This window comes from Streptomyces sp. WZ.A104 (assembly GCF_002382885.1).
In the GTDB taxonomy this organism is placed as follows: domain Bacteria; phylum Actinomycetota; class Actinomycetes; order Streptomycetales; family Streptomycetaceae; genus Streptomyces.
In genome coordinates, this window is the sequence record NZ_NWVL01000035.1 from 62562 (window position 1) to 80042 (window position 17481).

The 17481-nt window shown below is 70.7% G+C and carries 13 protein-coding genes and 1 pseudogene; 11 read left to right on the forward strand and 3 right to left on the reverse strand.

Features of this window, described 5'->3' with window-relative positions; translation table 11 throughout:
- Window positions 1-24: 24 nt before the first annotated feature.
- From CIB93_RS19880 to CIB93_RS19890, 3 genes are read left to right on the forward strand one after another with little or no spacing between them, the layout of a single operon-like run.
- Window positions 25-837, forward strand: coding sequence for a GNAT family N-acetyltransferase (locus CIB93_RS19880; protein ID WP_096628536.1), 813 nt, complete (start codon window positions 25-27; stop codon window positions 835-837).
- Window positions 838-897: 60 nt separating this feature from the next.
- Window positions 898-2940, forward strand: coding sequence for an IucA/IucC family siderophore biosynthesis protein (locus CIB93_RS19885; RefSeq protein WP_096628537.1), 2043 nt, complete (start codon window positions 898-900; stop codon window positions 2938-2940).
- Between the two features lie 38 nt (window positions 2941-2978).
- A complete protein-coding gene (locus CIB93_RS19890; RefSeq protein ID WP_096628539.1) occupies window positions 2979-4949 on the forward strand; it encodes an ATP-dependent DNA helicase in 1971 nt (656 codons plus the stop codon).
- 125 nt (window positions 4950-5074) lie between these two features.
- Here CIB93_RS19890 and lexA read toward each other — a convergent pair whose 3' ends face one another.
- Complete coding sequence (gene lexA, locus CIB93_RS19895; RefSeq protein ID WP_026242273.1) at window positions 5075-5872, reverse strand: transcriptional repressor LexA; 798 nt, start codon at window positions 5870-5872, stop codon at window positions 5075-5077.
- 482 nt (window positions 5873-6354) lie between these two features.
- On the opposite strand from lexA, the gene nrdR reads away from it, so the two are divergent.
- Window positions 6355-6867: a transcriptional regulator NrdR gene (gene nrdR, locus CIB93_RS19900; protein WP_096628540.1), complete on the forward strand. Its 513-nt coding sequence runs from the start codon at window positions 6355-6357 to the stop codon at window positions 6865-6867.
- A 170-nt stretch (window positions 6868-7037) separates the two neighbouring features.
- The gene (locus CIB93_RS19905) at window positions 7038-9935 is read left to right on the forward strand and encodes a vitamin B12-dependent ribonucleotide reductase (RefSeq protein ID WP_096628542.1); all 2898 of its coding nucleotides are present in this window, start codon (window positions 7038-7040) and stop codon (window positions 9933-9935) included.
- A gap of 457 nt (window positions 9936-10392) precedes the next feature.
- On the opposite strand, the gene CIB93_RS19910 is transcribed toward CIB93_RS19905, so the two are convergent.
- A complete protein-coding gene (locus CIB93_RS19910; protein ID WP_096628543.1) occupies window positions 10393-10929 on the reverse strand; it encodes a TerD family protein in 537 nt (178 codons plus the stop codon).
- A gap of 176 nt (window positions 10930-11105) precedes the next feature.
- Window positions 11106-12062 carry a DUF1152 domain-containing protein gene (locus tag CIB93_RS19915; protein ID WP_096628562.1) on the reverse strand — a complete coding sequence of 319 codons (957 nt, stop codon included), beginning with the start codon at window positions 12060-12062 and terminating at the stop codon, window positions 11106-11108.
- A gap of 98 nt (window positions 12063-12160) precedes the next feature.
- Here CIB93_RS19915 and CIB93_RS19920 point away from each other — a divergent pair, with 98 nt between their 5' ends.
- From CIB93_RS19920 to CIB93_RS38950, 6 genes and pseudogenes are all read left to right on the forward strand, one after another.
- Entirely contained in the window at window positions 12161-12766 is a 606-nt protein-coding gene (locus tag CIB93_RS19920) for a YdbC family protein (protein ID WP_096628545.1), read from the forward strand.
- Between the two features lie 165 nt (window positions 12767-12931).
- On the forward strand, window positions 12932-13591 hold the full coding sequence (locus CIB93_RS19925) for a histidine phosphatase family protein (RefSeq protein ID WP_096628546.1): 660 nt from the start codon (window positions 12932-12934) through the stop codon (window positions 13589-13591).
- A gap of 12 nt (window positions 13592-13603) precedes the next feature.
- Entirely contained in the window at window positions 13604-14512 is a 909-nt protein-coding gene (locus CIB93_RS19930) for an ADP-ribosylglycohydrolase family protein (RefSeq protein ID WP_096628548.1), read from the forward strand.
- Between the two features lie 203 nt (window positions 14513-14715).
- Window positions 14716-16428, forward strand: a complete 1713-nt coding sequence (locus CIB93_RS19935) for a DUF4153 domain-containing protein (RefSeq protein WP_096628550.1) — start codon at window positions 14716-14718, stop codon at window positions 16426-16428.
- Between the two features lie 96 nt (window positions 16429-16524).
- A complete protein-coding gene (locus tag CIB93_RS19940; protein WP_096628551.1) occupies window positions 16525-17235 on the forward strand; it encodes a ribonuclease HII in 711 nt (236 codons plus the stop codon).
- 64 nt (window positions 17236-17299) lie between these two features.
- Window positions 17300-17481 (forward strand): annotated as a pseudogene (locus CIB93_RS38950) (hypothetical protein); the annotation flags it as partial.

Genomic DNA, 17481 nt, shown 5'->3' on the forward strand with positions numbered 1-17481 from the left:
CTGTCCAGAGAGGAGAGCGCCACCGTGCCTCCCGCCGACGCGTCCGCGGAACCCGACGCCGTATTACCGGAGCACCAGGGCCCGGCCGAACCGTACGGGAGCGGGGGCGCCGGAGTCGAGGACACCCTCGACCTCAAGCTCACCGAGGAGCTCCTCGCCCTGATCGCTGACGAAGAGGAACCCGGCGAGGGGCGGCGCGAGGACCAGGGCGGGAAGTCGGCCACGGAGGCCCGGGGGGCATGCGCGGCCCGGCCCGGCAGCGTCCGTGAGCTGCTGGGCGACCCCGTGACCTGGCCGCCCGCGACCACGGAGGCGGGAGGGTTCCGCCTGCTGCCCGTCCGGCTGGAGCGCGATCTCGCCGTCCTCACCCGGTGGATGAACGACCCCGCCGTGGCCGCCTTCTGGGAGCTCGCCGGGCCCGCATCCGTCACCGCCGGCCACCTGAGGACCCAGCTCGAAGGGGACGGCCGCAGCATCCCCTGCCTCGGCCTGCTCGACGGAACGCCCATGAGCTACTGGGAGATCTACCGCGCCGACCTCGACCCGCTGGCCCGCCACTACCCGGCCCGCCCCCATGACACCGGAGTCCACCTCCTCATCGGGGGCGTGAAGAACCGTGGCCGGGGAATGGGCACCACTCTGCTCCGCGCCGTCGCCGACCTTGTCCTGGACAACCTTCCGCAGTGCGGACGGGTCGTCGCCGAGCCGGACCTGCGCAACACCCCGTCCGTATCCGCGTTCCTCAGCGCCGGCTTCCGCTTCTCCGCCGAAGTGGATCTCCCCGACAAACGCGCCGCCCTGATGATCCGCGACCGTATGCACCGAGCCCAGCTGTGACCAACTCGCCGCACCATCCACACCGCTCGAACCTCATAGGTTCCATCCGGAGGAGTCCCCGTGCCGACATATCCCGCGAGCCATGATTCAGCCGAGACCCCGCAGCTGTTCAGCCCTCCGGAGCTGAACCGGGAGATCTGGGACCGGGCCGCAGCGCGGCTGCTCGCCAAGATGCTCGGCGAGTTCGCCTACGAGAAGATCATCGAGCCCGTCCGCCGGCCCGGCCCCGGCGGACTGCACCGGCTGACCCTCGACGACGGGGGAGTACTCCACTTCACGGCCCGCCGCGGCGTCTACGGCAGCTGGCGCGTCGACCCCGACTCGATCGCGGAGACCCGGCGGCCCGTCGAGGAGACCCGTCGGCCCCCGGACGCCCAGGCGGACTCGCCTGCCCATGCGTCTGCCGACGCCCTCGCCGACGCGCACCCCAACGGCACGCCCACGACCGCCCCCGCCAACGGCGCGCCCGCCCCCGGTGGCCCCGACGCACAGTCCAACGGCCGGCCCACCGCCGGTCACGCGGACACCCACTCCAACGGTTCGTCCGCCGCGACGCGCCCGTTCCGCGACCCGCTGCGCTTCCTCACCCGGGCCCGCGGCCTCCTCGGACTCGACGGCGCGACCCTCGGCCACCTCATCCGCGAGCTGACCCTCACCCTCACCGCCGACGCCCGCCTCGACCACACCGCGCTCACGGCGGACCGGCTCGCAGCCCTGGACTACGCGGATCTGGAAGGCCATCAGACCGGCCACCCCTGGCTGGTGGCCAGTAAGGGGCGGCTCGGCTTCTCGGCCGCCGACGCGGCCCGCTACACCCCCGAGACCCGCGTCCCGCTCCGGCTGCCGTGGATCGCGGTCAGCACCCGCATCGCCCAGTACCGGGGCGTCGGCCGCCTCACCGTCCCCGGCCGCCTGTACGCCGAAGAGCTCGACCCGGCGGTCCGGGAGACCTTCGCCGAGATACTGCGGGCCCGGGGCCTCGACCCCGAGGGCTACTTCTATCTCCCCGTACATCCCTGGCAGTGGGACGAATGGATCGTTCCGCTCTTCGCCCCGGCCATCGCCGACGGCGACATCGTGGCGTTGCGCACCGACGGCGACGAACGGCTCGCGCAGCAGTCGATCCGCACATTCGCCAACGTGGCACGACCGGAGCGGCACACGGTGAAGCTGCCGCTCTCCATCCTCAACACCCTGGTCTGGCGCGGTCTGCCGACCGAACGCACCGTCGCCGCCCCCGCCGTCACGGACTGGGTGCAGGGCCTGTGCGAGGGCGACCCTTTCCTCCGTGACACCTGCCGGGTGATCCTTCTCGGCGAAGTCGCCTCCGTGACCGTCGAACATCCGCTGTACGACCACCTTCCCGAAGCGCCCTACCAGTACAAGGAAGTCCTCGGCGCGATCTGGCGGGAGCCCCTGCCGCCCCGCCTCGCCCCGGGTGAACGGGCCCGGACGCTCGCCTCTCTCCTGCATACGGACCCGGGGGGCCGCGCGTTCACCGCGGAGCTGGTCGAGCGCTCCGGACTGTCCCCGGACACCTGGCTCAAGCGGCTCTTCGCCGCCCTGCTGCCGCCCCTGCTGCACTTCCTGTACCGCTACGGCACCGTCTTCTCCCCGCACGGCGAGAACGCCATCGTCGTCTTCGACGAGAACGACGTGCCCGTACGCCTCGCGATCAAGGACTTCGTCGACGACGTCAACATCAGCGCCCATCCGCTGCCGGAGCACGCCACGATGCCCGAGGAGGTGCGCGCCGTCCTCCTCACCGAGGAGCCGTCCTTCCTCACCCAGTTCATCCACTCCGGCCTCTTCGTCGGTGTCTTCCGCTATCTCTCCCCCCTGTGCGAGGAGCAGCTCGGCGTCTCCGAGGACGAGTTCTGGTCACTCGTCCGGGCGGAGATCGTGCGCCACCACGCCCGCTTTCCGGAGCTCAAGGAGCGGTTCGAGCTGTTCGACATGCTCACCCCGGAGATCGAGCGCCTCTGTCTGAACCGCAACCGTCTGCATGTGGACGGCTACCGTGACCGGGCCAGCCGCCCGCACGCGGCCATTCACGGCACGGTGCCGAACCCCCTGCATCCCTCCGCACGCGTCCGGGAGTGATCGCCGTTGTCAGTGGTGCGCCGTAGGGTGGTCGGGCTATGACGAAGCCATCCCTCCCCGAACTCCTGCACGCCGCCGTCACCGCCGTCGGCGGTACGGAAAGGCCCGGCCAGGCCACCATGGCCCAGGCCGTCGCCGAGGCCGTGGACGACCAGTCCCACCTCCTCGTCCAGGCCGGCACCGGTACGGGCAAGTCGCTCGGCTATCTGGTGCCGGCCCTGGCGCACGGGGAGCGGGTCGTGGTGGCCACGGCCACCCTCGCCCTCCAGCGGCAGCTCGTGGAGCGGGACCTTCCGCGTACGGTCGACGCGCTGCACCCGCTGCTGCGCAGGCGCCCCCAGTTCGCCATGCTCAAGGGCCGGTCGAACTACCTCTGCCTGCACCGGCTCCACGAAGGGGTCCCGCAGGACGAGGAGGAGGGGCTCTTCGACCAGTTCGAGGCGGCCGCGCCCTCCAGCAAGCTGGGGCAGGACCTGCTGCGGCTGCGGGACTGGTCGGACGAGACGGAGACGGGCGACCGGGACGACCTGACCCCCGGAGTCTCGGACCGGGCCTGGGCACAGATCTCGGTCTCCTCGCGCGAGTGCCTGGGCGCGACGAAATGCGCGTACGGAGCGGAGTGCTTCGCCGAGGCTGCCCGCGAGCGCGCCAAGCTCGCGGACGTGGTCGTCACCAACCACGCGCTGCTCGCCATCGACGCCATCGAGGGCGCACCGGTCCTGCCGTCGCACGAGGTGCTGATCGTCGACGAGGCCCATGAGCTGGTCTCCCGGGTCACCGGTGTGGCCACCGGCGAGCTCACCCCCGCCCAGGTCAACCGGGCGGTCCGCCGGGCGGCGAAGCTGGTCAACGAGAAGGCGGCCGACGCCCTCCAGACGGCCGCCGAAGGTTTCGAGCGGGTGATGGAGCTGGCCCTCCCGGGGCGGCTTGAGGAGGTGCCCGAGGACCTCGGTTACGCACTGATGGCGCTGCGGGACGCGGCGCGTACGGTCATCTCCGCGATCGGCGCCACCCGCGACAAGTCGGTCGAGGACGAGAACGCCGTCCGCAAGCAGGCGCTGGCCTCGGTCGAGTCCATCCACGGCGTCGCCGAGCGCATCACCCAGGGTTCTGAGTACGACGTCGTTTGGTACGAGCAGCACGACCGGTTCGGGGCCTCCGTGCGGGTGGCTCCGCTCTCCGTCTCCGGACTGCTGCGCGAGAAGCTCTTCGCCGAGCGCTCCGTGGTGCTCACTTCGGCCACGCTGAAGCTCGGGGGTGACTTCAACGGGGTGGGCGCGTCCCTGGGCCTGGCCCCCGAGGGCACGGCGGGCGAGGACGTACCGCAGTGGAAGGGGCTGGACGTCGGCTCCCCGTTCGACTACCCGAAGCAGGGCATCCTGTATGTGGCCCGGCATCTGAACACCCCGGGGCGCGAGGGTTCCCGTACGGACATGCTGGACGAGCTCGCCGAGCTGGTGGAGGCGGCGGGCGGCCGCACCCTCGGGCTCTTCTCGTCGATGCGGGGGGCCAAGGCGGCAGCCGAGGAGCTGCGCGGACGGCTGGACAAGCCGATCCTGCTCCAGGGCGAGGAGACGCTCGGCGAGCTGATCAAGAACTTCGCGGCCGACCCGGAGACCTGCCTCTTCGGCACCCTGTCGCTCTGGCAGGGTGTCGACGTCCCGGGGCCGAGCTGTCAGCTGGTGGTCATGGACCGGATTCCGTTCCCCCGGCCGGACGACCCGCTGATGAGCGCCCGGCAGAAGGCGGTCGAGGAGGCGGGCGGCAACGGCTTCATGGCGGTGGCGGCGACGCACGCGGCCCTGCTGATGGCCCAGGGCGCGGGCCGACTGGTCCGGGCGACGGGCGACAAGGGAGTCGTGGCCGTGCTCGATCCCCGGATCGCCAACGCGCGGTACGGCAGCTATCTGCGCGCCTCACTGCCGGACTTCTGGTACACCACGGACCGTAATCAGGCGCGCCGCTCACTGGCCGCCATCGACGCCAAGGCCAAGGCGGAGGGCGCGTAGCCCCCGCCTGCCACCGGGCGGGGAGACGGCACGGCAAAGCCCCGGAACCGACGTCATGATCGACGTCCTAGGAAGGGACCCCGGGGCGGATGCCGTGACCGATGCGCTGTACAGGCGCCCGGGCTTCAGACCCGGCGCAGCACCGCCACCACCTTGCCGAGGATGGTCGCCTCGTCGCCGGGGATCGGCTGGTACGCGGCGTTGTGCGGGAGGAGCCAGACGTGCCCGTCCTCCCGGCGGAAGCGCTTGACCGTCGCCTCGCCGTCGAGCATCGCGGCGACGATGTCCCCGTTCTCCGCGACGGGCTGGCGGCGCACGGTGACCCAGTCGCCGTCACAGATCGCGGCCTCGATCATCGAGTCACCGACGACCTTCAGGACGAACAGCTCCCCGTCGCCGACGAGCTGGCGGGGGAGCGGGAAGACGTCCTCGACGGACTCCTCCGCGAGGATCGGCCCACCGGCGGCGATCCTGCCCACCAGCGGCACGTAGGAAGCGGCGGGCTTGCCCGTGGTGTCGGTGGGCTGGGTGCTGGGCTGGTCCGAACCGCGCACCTCGTAGGCGCGGGGGCGGTGCGGGTCGCGGCGCAGGAAGCCCTTGCGCTCCAGGGCCATCAGCTGATGGGCGACGGACGAGGTGCTGGACAGGCCCACCGCCTGACCGATCTCCCGCATCGACGGCGGGTAGCCCCGGCGCTGCACGGAGTCGCGGATGACCTCGATGACGCGGCGCTGGCGGTCCGTGAGCCCCGAGCTGTCCGCGCGGATGCCTGGCGGCCTCCCGGGCAAGGAACGTCCGGGGCGCGCGGGCTCGGGCCCGTCCGTGTTCGTGACTGAGTCATTCATGGCATGCACCGGCTCAAGTCGGCTCTGGGAGCGGTGGTCCCGGGCGGTGATGGTGGCACTGTCTGCGGTGGTGGTCACGTCGGCCCCTCTCGAATGTTCTCCCTAAGCTGGACAACGGTAGTAGCTTTCGAAAGGTTGCGCCAAACACACGTTCGAGTGAAAAACGAATAAAGGGCTGCCGCAGTGCTCCCCGCAGGTGTATGAGCAACCAGGCGATGGGGTGTGCGGGCCCGCGGCGGGGCGGCGTGCCGCTGTCGCGCCCAGTCTTTCATCCGCGAGCCCGGGCCGGGGGGCCCGGCGGCTCGACGGCCCCGCTTTTCCCGTACCCTCTTCCCTGGCCCGCGCTCCCCCCGGTCGCCGATCGGGGTGCGACACGCGATGGGGTCGAAAACGCGACCCAACCCTAGATCTAGTGGTTGGATTGTCTTGGCCGCCCAGAAGTTGTGGTCTTGGTTCATCCGGGCCGTGGCCATCGCCTATGCTGGGGACTGCCTCCAGAAGCCCGTGAGAAGGGCTTCGAAGAGGCTATTCAGTCGTGCTGTGAAGGAGGGTTGGGAGCCATGCACTGCCCCTTCTGCAGGCACCCCGACAGCCGGGTCGTCGACAGTCGCACCACCGATGACGGGACGTCGATCCGTCGCCGCCGGCAGTGCCCCGACTGCTCCCGCCGCTTCACCACGGTGGAGACCTGCTCGCTGATGGTGGTCAAACGCAGTGGCGTGACCGAACCCTTCAGCCGTACCAAGGTCATCTCCGGCGTCCGCAAGGCATGCCAGGGGCGGCCCGTCACGGAGGACGCCCTCGCCAAGCTCGGCCAGCGGGTCGAGGAGGCGGTGCGCGCCACCGGCAGTGCCGAGCTGACCACCCATGACGTGGGTCTGGCCATACTCGGCCCCCTGCAGGAACTCGACCTCGTCGCGTACCTGCGCTTCGCGTCCGTGTACCGGGCGTTCGATTCCCTGGAAGACTTCGAGGCCGCCATCGTGGAGCTGCGCGCGCAGCGGCCTCCCGCGGAGGACTGCGGAAGCGGCGAGACCCTTGAGGTCCCCGCGCCCGCCATCGCCGCCGACTGAGCGGCACCCGCCCGGACCGCCCGTGCCCGCGACATCTCCGCGGACCGGCGGCGGGGCGACATGAGATTTGCATCCGGAGGCCGCGTACGGCGTTCGGAGCATCGGACACACACTGTGCCTGGGAAGATCCGGGCACTTCAGGGCGTTTTTGCCCACATATGGGAGGCGGCATGACAGAGACGGCGAGCGGCCCGGCACGAGGTTCCCGCACCAAGGGCGCCAAGGCGAGCAAGGGTCTGCGTATCGAGCGCATCCACACCACCCCCGGCGTGCACCCGTACGACGAGGTGGCGTGGGAGCGCCGTGACGTCGTCATGACCAACTGGCGCGACGGCTCGATCAACTTCGAGCAGCGTGGCGTCGAGTTCCCCGACTTCTGGTCGGTGAACGCGGTCAACATCGTCACCAGCAAGTACTTCCGCGGGGCCGTCGGCACGGCGCAGCGCGAGACCGGCCTCAAGCAGCTGATCGACCGGATCGTGAAGACGTACCGGAAGGCCGGCGAGGACAACAGCTACTTCGCCTCCCCCGCGGACGCCGAGATCTTCGAGCACGAGCTGGCCTACGCCCTCCTGCACCAGGTCTTCAGCTTCAATTCCCCGGTCTGGTTCAACGTCGGCACGCCCCAGCCGCAGCAGGTCTCCGCCTGCTTCATCCTGGCCGTCGACGACTCCATGGAGTCGATCCTCGACTGGTACAAGGAAGAGGGCATGATCTTCAAGGGCGGCTCCGGCGCCGGCCTGAACCTCTCGCGTATCCGCTCCTCCAAGGAGCTCCTCTCCTCCGGCGGCAACGCCTCGGGACCGGTCTCCTTCATGCGCGGCGCCGACGCGTCCGCCGGAACGATCAAGTCCGGCGGCGCCACGCGCCGTGCGGCCAAGATGGTCATCCTCGACGTCGACCACCCCGACATCGAGGCCTTCATCGAGACCAAGGTGAAGGAGGAGGAGAAGATCCGCGCCCTTCGCGACGCGGGCTTCGACATGGACCTGGGCGGCGACGACATCACGTCCGTCCAGTACCAGAACGCCAACAACTCCGTCCGGGTGAACGACGAGTTCATGAAGGCCGTCGAGACGGGCGGCAAGTTCGGGCTCCGCTCCCGGATGACCGGCGACGTCATCGAAGAGGTCGAGGCCAAGTCGCTCTTCCGCAAGATGGCCGAGGCCGCCTGGGCCTGCGCCGACCCCGGCATCCAGTACGACGACACCATCAACGCCTGGCACACCTGCCCGGAGTCCGGCCGGATCAACGGCTCGAACCCGTGCAGCGAGTACATGCACCTGGACAACACCTCGTGCAACCTCGCCTCGCTGAACCTGATGAAGTTCCTCAAGGACGACGGTCTGGGCAACCAGTCCTTCGAGTCCGAGCGCTTCGCCAAGGTCGTCGAGCTGGTCATCACCGCGATGGACATCTCGATCTGCTTCGCGGACTTCCCGACGCAGAAGATCGGCGAGAACACCCGCGCCTACCGTCAGCTGGGCATCGGCTACGCCAACCTCGGCGCCCTCCTGATGGCGACCGGCCACGCGTACGACAGCGACGGCGGCCGCGCCCTGGCCGGTGCCATCACCTCGCTGATGACCGGCACCTCCTACCGGCGCTCCGCCGAACTCGCCGCGGTCGTCGGCCCGTACGACGGCTACGCCCGCAACGCCGAGCCGCACCAGCGGGTCATGAAGCAGCACGCCGACGCCAACGCCAAGGCCGTCCACGTCGACGACCTGGACTCCCCGGTCTGGGCCGCCGCGACGGAGGCCTGGCAGGACGTGATCCGGCTCGGCGCGAAGAACGGCTTCCGCAACGCGCAGGCCTCGGTCATCGCCCCCACCGGCACCATCGGTCTCGCGATGTCCTGCGACACCACCGGCCTGGAGCCCGACCTCGCCCTGGTCAAGTTCAAGAAGCTGGTCGGCGGCGGGTCGATGCAGATCGTCAACGGCACCGTGCCGCAGGCGCTGCGCCGTCTCGGCTACCAGCCGGAGCAGATCGAGGCGATCGTCGCCCACATCGCCGAGAACGGCAATGTGGTCGACGCCCCCGGCCTGAAGACCGAGCACTACGAGGTCTTCGACTGCGCGATGGGCGAGCGCTCCATCTCCGCGATGGGCCACGTCCGGATGATGGCGGCCATTCAGCCGTGGATCTCCGGCGCCCTCTCCAAGACGGTCAACCTGCCCGAGACGGCCACCGTCGAGGACGTCGAAGAGGTCTACTTCGAGGCGTGGAAGATGGGCGTCAAGGCGCTCGCGATCTACCGCGACAACTGCAAGGTCGGCCAGCCCCTCTCCGCCAAGACCAAGGACAAGGAGAAGGAAGAGGTCACCGCGAAGGCCGAGGAGACCATCCGTACGGCGGTCGAGAAGGTCGTCGAGTACCGCCCGGTCCGCAAGCGCCTCCCCAAGGGCCGCCCCGGCATCACCACCTCCTTCACGGTGGGCGGCGCCGAGGGGTACATGACCGCCAACTCCTACCCGGACGACGGTCTCGGTGAGGTGTTCCTGAAGATGTCCAAGCAGGGATCGACCCTCGCGGGCATGATGGACGCCTTCTCCATCGCCGTCTCGGTCGGCCTGCAGTACGGTGTCCCGCTGGAGACGTACGTCTCGAAGTTCACCAACATGCGCTTCGAGCCGGCCGGTATGACGGACGACCCGGACGTGCGGATGGCGCAGTCGATCGTCGACTACATCTTCCGCCGCCTGGCGCTCGACTTCCTGCCCTTCGAGACCCGCTCCGCCCTCGGCATCCACTCCGCCGAGGAGCGCCAGCGCCACCTGGACACCGGTTCCTACGAGCCGTCCTACGAAGCCGACGGCCTGGACTCCGAGAGCCTGGCCCAGTCGGCCCCGGTGCAGTCCGAACCGCTGAAGGCGGTGGCGGCTCCCCGCGAGTCCGCCGAGAAGCCCGCCCCGGCGACGGCGCACACCTCGGCCGAACTGGTCGAGATGCAGCTCGGCATCAGCGCGGACGCTCCGCTCTGCTTCTCCTGCGGTACGAAGATGCAGCGCGCCGGCTCCTGCTACATCTGCGAGGGCTGCGGCTCGACGAGCGGGTGCAGCTGACACCCGGCGAGTGTTCTCAGTGAGGGAGGGGCGTCGGCCCGGTGCCGACGCCCCTCCCTCATCGCTCTGTCACCCCACCGCCTACCGCGAGGGATCAGGCTCGTCCGCAGGCGATGTCGGTCAGCGCCTCGGCGTAGTGGCCGAGGCCATGGCGGGCGATGGCGCGGAGGTCCTCGGCACCGACGTCTCCGGTGAGATGGTCGCCGCGGCACAGGAGCTGGGGGACCGCGATCGGCTGGGGGCGCGATACGAGGTCGGTGATGTGGCCGAACCACGACCCCTCGGGCGGCGCTTCGACGAGCGGCGGCCCATCATCACGGCCTCCTCACCTCCTCACCTCCTCAACCACGCGCAGGACATCCGCGCCATGGAGCGGATGTGCCGCAACGTCCAACCGGAGCCCGAAGCCCGGCGGCGAGTTCTTCGTGCTCGCCATGGCGCCAGTTTTCCGTGGCGGTCAGGCCTCCGCGGACCGGCTGCCCATCACCGCGGCGAACGCGTCGGGGGCGCCGTCGAATCCGCGTACGGACGGGCGGAACACCCACGGTCCCGAGCCGTCGCGGACGAACTCGCCGACGACTGCCGCGGTCGCCCAGAGGACGCCCGAGAAGTCGTTCTCGACCAGCTTCGTGTAGCCCTCAAGGATCTCCACCGCCGTGTTCGCGATGTCGCCGAAGGTCTTGTGTCCATCGCGTTGTTGGATGGCGACCCCGACCACCACCCGTGTATAGGTGTCCGCCAGCCGGTTCAGCTCGATGGTCATGACCTCGTCGAAGCCGAAGCCCTGCCCTGTCCTGCTGTCGCGGTTCAGCGTGATGGTGCCGTCCGGCGAGCGGCTGTCGAAGTGCACCAGGTACGCGGGGCTGCCGTACGGTTCCCGCGCCACGTAGGTCGCGGCGATGATGTCGAGGTCGTTGGCGGCTTCCCCGTGGGCGCTCGGGTCCCACTTGACCCGTACTTCCACCTTCTCGATGTCCTTGTTCGGAGTGCTCAACGGACTTCCCTCCCGGCGGACGGCCTCTGGACCGTTCTTGTCACCGATACGCGCTACCCGAATCACCTGATCATGTACGGAACCGGCCCCGGAGCCAACTACGACGGTGGCGGACGACTGATTCGGGCCATGTGCGGTCCTCCGCCGCTCTGTGCGGCCCTGCGCTGTTCCGTGCCTCAGTGCGGAATCCGGATCGGCGGCCGCTGCCGGACCTCGTCACGGAAAGCCTCGATCGCACTGCTGACCTGACGCATCAGGTACGTGTGCTCGATCCGGTCCAGATACAGACACCGCTCGGCCAGCCCGTCGAGTTCGAAGGCGAAGTACAGGGCCATCAGCGGATTGACGAAGAGCTCGCTCCCCATGGTGCGCGAGGTGAACTGCACATCCCCGAACTCCCCCCGTACGGCTGCCGCTATGGAACCGTTGACGATGCTGGGACGCGCGGACGTATGGTGCTGGGCGTGGACGACCGCGTCGAGGAAGAGCGTGCCCTCCCGCGTCGTACGGGGAACGGAGAACGCCCCCAGGTAGGCGCCCGCGCGCTCAAGAGCGGCGATGTTCTCCAGGACCAGGCCGTGGCTCACACCGTGGTAGGCGTCGACCCCGAAACCGATGGAGACGACGAGACGTTCGGGCCCCTCGATCCCGGCGAGCGCCGCCACGGAGGCGAGATCCTCCTCGGGGGTGCCGAGCCCCGCCTCGTCCCCGCGCATCAGGATGTCCGTGCCACCGTCCACGAGGACCACCGCGTCGATGTCGTACCGCTCGATCAGCGCCCGGTACGCGGCGCGCAGCGGCTGGACCCCGACCTGGGCCAGCGCGTGCACCGTGCTCGGGTAGTCGTGCCGCGCGAGCCACTGGGCGAGGGTGCGCTCGGGGAAGTAGGGCTGGTGGAGAGCGGTGCCGGGGGTGATCTCGGCCAGGTCGGGTGCCACCCAGGCGTCCGGCGGGAGGCCTTCGATCGCGCTGAAGGTGAGGTTGGCGAGCTGGACCTCCTTGCCCCGGTGGAGCAGGGAGAGCGCCAACGGCAGCCCGGCGTAGATGTCGAAGCCCCCGCCGGCCCCCGCCACGAGGATGCTCCGGGCGGATTCCAGCCGACTGAACAGGGGGTGGGCGTGCAACATAGTCATGACGATCATTGTGTTCGGGGCGCCTTGCGGAACGACCGGTTCGGGTGCACTCCCCGGGAGCGTGACCCGCGCCACGCTCCGCCCCGTACGATGGCGCGGTGCTGGTGAAGTGGATTCGCTGCTCCGTGGTGGACCGTCATGGTTTCGAGCGGGGGCAGCGGAAGTGGGCGGGGCTGCTCGGCGAGCCGGGGTTCAGGGGGCAGGGCGGCGGCTGGAGCCGAACACGCCCCGATGTCGCCCATGTCTTCGCGTTCTGGGAGAACCGGGTCTTCTACGACTCCTTCATGGCCCGCGGGCACGACCGGCTGGCCGCCGGGCAGTCGGGCATGTTCCGGGACATGCAGGTCACGCTGTTCGAGCGCCGCTTCGATGTGAAGACGGGATTCGAGCCCCACTTCGACGAGGCGGACGTCGCCCGGGTCGCGCACAGCCGGGTGCACGAGGACCGTGCCGAACACTTCGTGCTGATGCAGAAACAGGTGTGGAATCCGGCGATGGCCGGATCGCCCGGGATGCTGCGCGGCGTCTTCGGCGAGGCCCCCGGCAACGAGTTCCTGGTGCTGTCCCTGTGGAAGTCGAGCGCCGAGCGCGGGAAGTACCGCGCCGACGGTGCGGAGCGTCTGGCGGCCCGCGCGCAGACCGACACGGACGTGGCCGCCCTGACGGGAGACGTGGTGGAGCTTGAACCGTCCTGGACGGTCTGACCGCTGGGCCCGCATCGCTGAACCTGGTCTTCGAGCCCGACCTGACCGCGTGATCCGCCTGATGCGCTTGACCCGACCCGACCCGACCCGACCCGACCCGACCCGACCCGACCCGCCTGTCCTGGCCACCGGACTTGATCACCGCACCTGATCTAGGGTCGGTGCATGGCACGACCGCAGCGCATTGTCCTCGTCCGGCACGGCGAGTCCGAGGGCAACGTCGACGACACGGTGTACGAGCGGGAGCCCGACCACGCGCTCCGGCTCACCGCCACGGGCCTGCGGCAAGCCCGGGAGGCCGGGGAGCGGCTGCGTGAGCAGTTCGGCGACGAACGGGTCAGCGCCTACATCTCGCCCTACCGGCGCACCCACGAGACGTTCCGGTCCTTCGGCCTCGACCCCGCACGGGTCCGTGTCCGTGAGGAGCCCCGGCTGCGCGAACAGGACTGGGGCAACTGGCAGGACCGCGACGACGTGCGGCTCCAGAAGGCCTACCGGGACGCCTACGGGCACTTCTTCTACCGCTTCGCCCAGGGCGAGTCCGGTGCCGACGTCTACGACCGGGTCGGAGCTTTCCTGGAGAGCCTGCATCGGAGCTTCGAGGAGCCGGACCACCCGGAGAACGTCCTCCTGGTCACCCACGGGCTGACGATGCGGCTGTTCTGTATGCGCTGGTTCCACTGGTCGGTCGCGGAGTTCGAATCGCTGTCCAACCCGGGCAACGGCGAGACGAGGACCCTGCTCCTCGGCGCGAACGGGCGCTACACCCTCGACCGGCCGTTCCAGCGCTGGCGCACCCCTGAGCCGTACGGCATCACCGGTTAGAGTGGCAGGGCGATGACCGCTGATTCTGCTTCCGAGCGGCGCTTCGAACGCGCCCTGGCCAGCCTGCGTGGGCTGTCCGTGGGAGACGCCCTGGGCTCCCAGTTCTTCGTCCCGGCCAACTATCCCCTGCTGAAACAGCGGGCGCTGCCGCCCGGGCCCTGGCAGTGGACCGACGACACCGAGATGGCCTGCTCGGTCCTGGCCGTGCTCGCCTCGCACGGCCGTATCGACCAGGACGCCCTCGCCCGCTCCTTCGCCGAGCGCCACGACTTCGACCGGGGCTACGGCCCCGCCGTCAACCGGCTGCTCAGGCTCGTCCGGGAGGGCGGGGACTGGCGGGAGCTGTCCTCGGCGCTGTTCAAGGGCCAGGGCTCTTGGGGCAACGGCTCGGCCATGCGCATCGCCCCGCTCGGCGCCTGGTACGCGGACGACCCGGAGCAGGCCACGCACCAGGCCGAGATCTCCTCGTACACCACGCACCAGCACCGCGAGGCCGTCGTCGGCGCGATGGCCGTCGCGGCCGCCGCCTCGCTCGCCGCCGCCCCGGGCGGACCGCCCACCCCTGAGGACCTGCTGGACGGTGTCATCGCGCTCGTCCCCCGCAGCGCTGTGGGCGCCGGGCTGCGCCGGGCCCGCGACATGCTGGACTACCGGGACGCGGGGACGGTCGCCGCGGTCCTCGGCAACGGCCGCCGCACCAGCGCCCACGACACCGTTCCGTTCGCGCTTTGGTCGGCCGCCAGGAGCCTGGGGAACTACCAGGACGCGTTCTGGGTGACGGCCCAGGCGGGCGGGGACGTGGACACGACCTGCGCCATCGTCGGTGGTGTCGTCGCCTCGGGTAGGACCGGAGCTCCGCCTGCCGACTGGCTCGCGCAGACGGAGGAACCGCCGGGCTGGCTGCCCCCGTCCCTGCGCTGATCGCCCGCTGATCGCCCGCTGGCCGCCCGTGAACTGTCACGGTCCTGCCACAGCATCACTCTGCGTGTCGGCGAACGTGGGTTCGGGACTACTCTTTCGGCCACGCCGCCCCTGGTTGATCTTGACGGGCGTGCGCCGAATGAGACGCCGGGACGGGCGCAGGGCCTGAGGGCCGTGCCCGAGACCCGTGGGGGAGGGGTTCCATGTCCGATCAGCCGTCCGATCAGCCGTCCGAGGCATCCAGTCCGCCGGAGAGGTCCCGGGTGGCCGCTGATCAGCCGGTCGCCGCATCCGGCACGGAGGAGCCCGAGGCGCAGAGCCGACCGGCGGCACAACCGGGCAGGCCTGCCGTTCAGCCCGCCAGCCCCTGGGCGCACGGCGCGGGGGCGCCCGGTGCCAGGACCGCCGGGGTGACGGCCCGGCTCCGGCCCGCCGCACCGCCGCCGATCCTCCCCGCGGTCCTCTGGGCGGCCCTGGCCACCGCGGTCCTCAGCGCGCTCCTCCTGGGCGACGGCCTCGGGCTGAACCTCCTGATCGTGGCGGTGCCCGCCGCGCTGGCCGCCTACTTCGCCGCGCGCGCGGCAGGCCGTCGACTGCGGCCCTGGACCGCGACCTGGGCCGTTGGAGGCCTCGCGCTGCTCGCGGTGCCGGCGCTCCGGGACGCCGGCTGGCCGACCTTCCTCGCCGTGGTGTCGGCCTTCGCTCTCGGCTCGCTCGCGCTGCACGGCGGCCGGAGCTGGCCGGGCGTACTGATCGGCTCCCTGGGCCTGGCCGACTCGGTCGTCCCCGGTGTCCGCTGGGGCTGGCGGGGCGTACGGGAACGGGTCGGCGGTTCCCGCGTGCGCTGGGGCACCGTCCTGCGCACCGCAGCGGTGGCACTCGTGCTGCTGATCGTGTTCGGAACCCTCTTCGCGAGCGCGGACGCCGCCTTCGCCGATCTGCTGGGCAGCCTCGTACCCGACGTCTCGCTCGGCGACGGGCCGTGGCGTGGCTTCCTGCTCGTCCTCGGACTGGCCGGCGCGCTGGCTGCCGCCCACACCGCCGCGGCCCCGGTGCGCTGGGACGGGATCACCGTACGGCCCGGAAAGCCCCGGGGGCGGGCGGAGTGGGCCCTTCCGCTGATCGTGCTCAACCTGCTCTTCGCCGCGTTCATCACCCTTCAGCTCGTCGTTCTCTTCGGCGGATACGACAAGGTCCGGGAGGCGACCGGGCTCAGCCACGCGGAGTACGCCCGCCAGGGCTTCTGGCAGCTGCTCTGGGCCACCCTGCTCACGCTCCTCGTGATCGCCCTGGCGCTGCGCTGGGCACCCCGCGGCGGCCGCGGGGACCGCACCCTGGTGCGCGCCGTCCTCGGCAGCCTCTGCGTGCTCACCCTCGTCGTGGTCGCCTCCGCGCTGCGCCGCATGGACCTGTACGTGGCGGAGTACGGCCTGACCCGGCTCCGGATCTCCGTGGCCGCGATGGAACTCTGGCTCGGCGTGGTGCTGCTCCTGATCCTGGCGGCCGGGGTCTTCGGCGCACGATTCCTGCCGCGGGCCATCGCGGTCAGCGCGGCGGCCGGGGTCCTGGCCTTCGGTCTGATCTCGCCGGACGGAGTGATCGCCGAGCAGAACGTCCAGCGCTTCGGCGACCGCGGCACGATCGACATCGACTACGTCAAGGACCTGTCCGCCGACGCCGTACCGGCCCTGGACCGGCTGCCCGAACCGCAGCGCTCCTGCGCGCTGCGGATCATCCAGAGCGACATCCGCTCCGCCGACTCCCCCTGGTACGCCACCAGCTGGGGAGAGAGGCAGGCCGAGGAGATCCTGAAGAAGCGCCCGGCGACCTCGGAGGGCCGCGACTGCTACGTCCTCGGCGGTGACGGCGTCCGCGACGGCTACGACCCGTACGACGACGGCTACGACCCGTACTGATCCCCCAGGTGAACGAGCCTTCGATGGCTGATTCGCAGTGTGCACGGTGCCCCGGGGTGTTGCTGCCGGGGCACTCGGCGTACGCTGGCTGGCGCCATGCCGTACGAACCACCCACGCACACCGTCGAGCGCTCGCTTCGCGCTACCACCGGTGCCAGGACCGTCGCCGGTGTCGATGAGGTCGGACGCGGTGCGTGGGCCGGACCCGTCACCGTGTGCGCGGCGGTCACCGGCCTGCGTCGACCGCCCGAAGGCCTCACCGATTCCAAGCTGTTGACCCCCCGGCGGCGTGCCGAGCTCGCGCCCGTGCTGGAGAGCTGGGTAACCGCCCACGCGCTCGGCGAGGCCTCGCCGCAGGAGATCGACGACCTCGGGATGACCGCCGCGCTCCGGCTCGCCGCCGTGCGGGCCCTGGAGGGACTGCCGGTACGGCCCGACGCGGTGATCCTCGACGGCAAGCACGACTACCTGGGTGCCCCCTGGAAGGTCCGCACCGTGATCAAGGGCGACCAGTCCTGCATCGCCGTCGCGGCCGCCTCGGTGATCGCCAAGGTGCACCGGGACCGGATGATGGCCGAACTGGGCGGCGGTTCCGAGGACTACACCGACTTCGCCTTCGGTGCCAACGCGGGGTATCCCTCGCCGGTGCACCGGGCCGCGCTGGAGGAGCGGGGGCCCACGCCCCATCACCGCCTCTCCTGGTCGTATCTGGACGCGCTGCCCCGGTGGCAGCACCTGAAGAAGGTCCGTTTTTCCGCCGAGGCGGCCGCACTCGAAAGCGGGGGCCAGCTCGGCTTCGAATTCTGATCGCGCGCACGCGCCCCTCTTCCCGACGCCGACGACATCGGCGTCCGACACACAGACCACCGTCATGCCTCTGATCTCCGAGGAGCCTCAGATTCCCGAGAGCGCCCAGGGTCCCCGCGTCACTCCGGCCGCCGGCCGCACCGCGCCGACCCCCCGTCCCGTACCCGGTCCGCGTTCCGCGGCCACACCGCGTCCCGGCCGCCCCGGCCCCGCGCGCCCCGCGCCCCCGGCCCAGCGCGCACACCC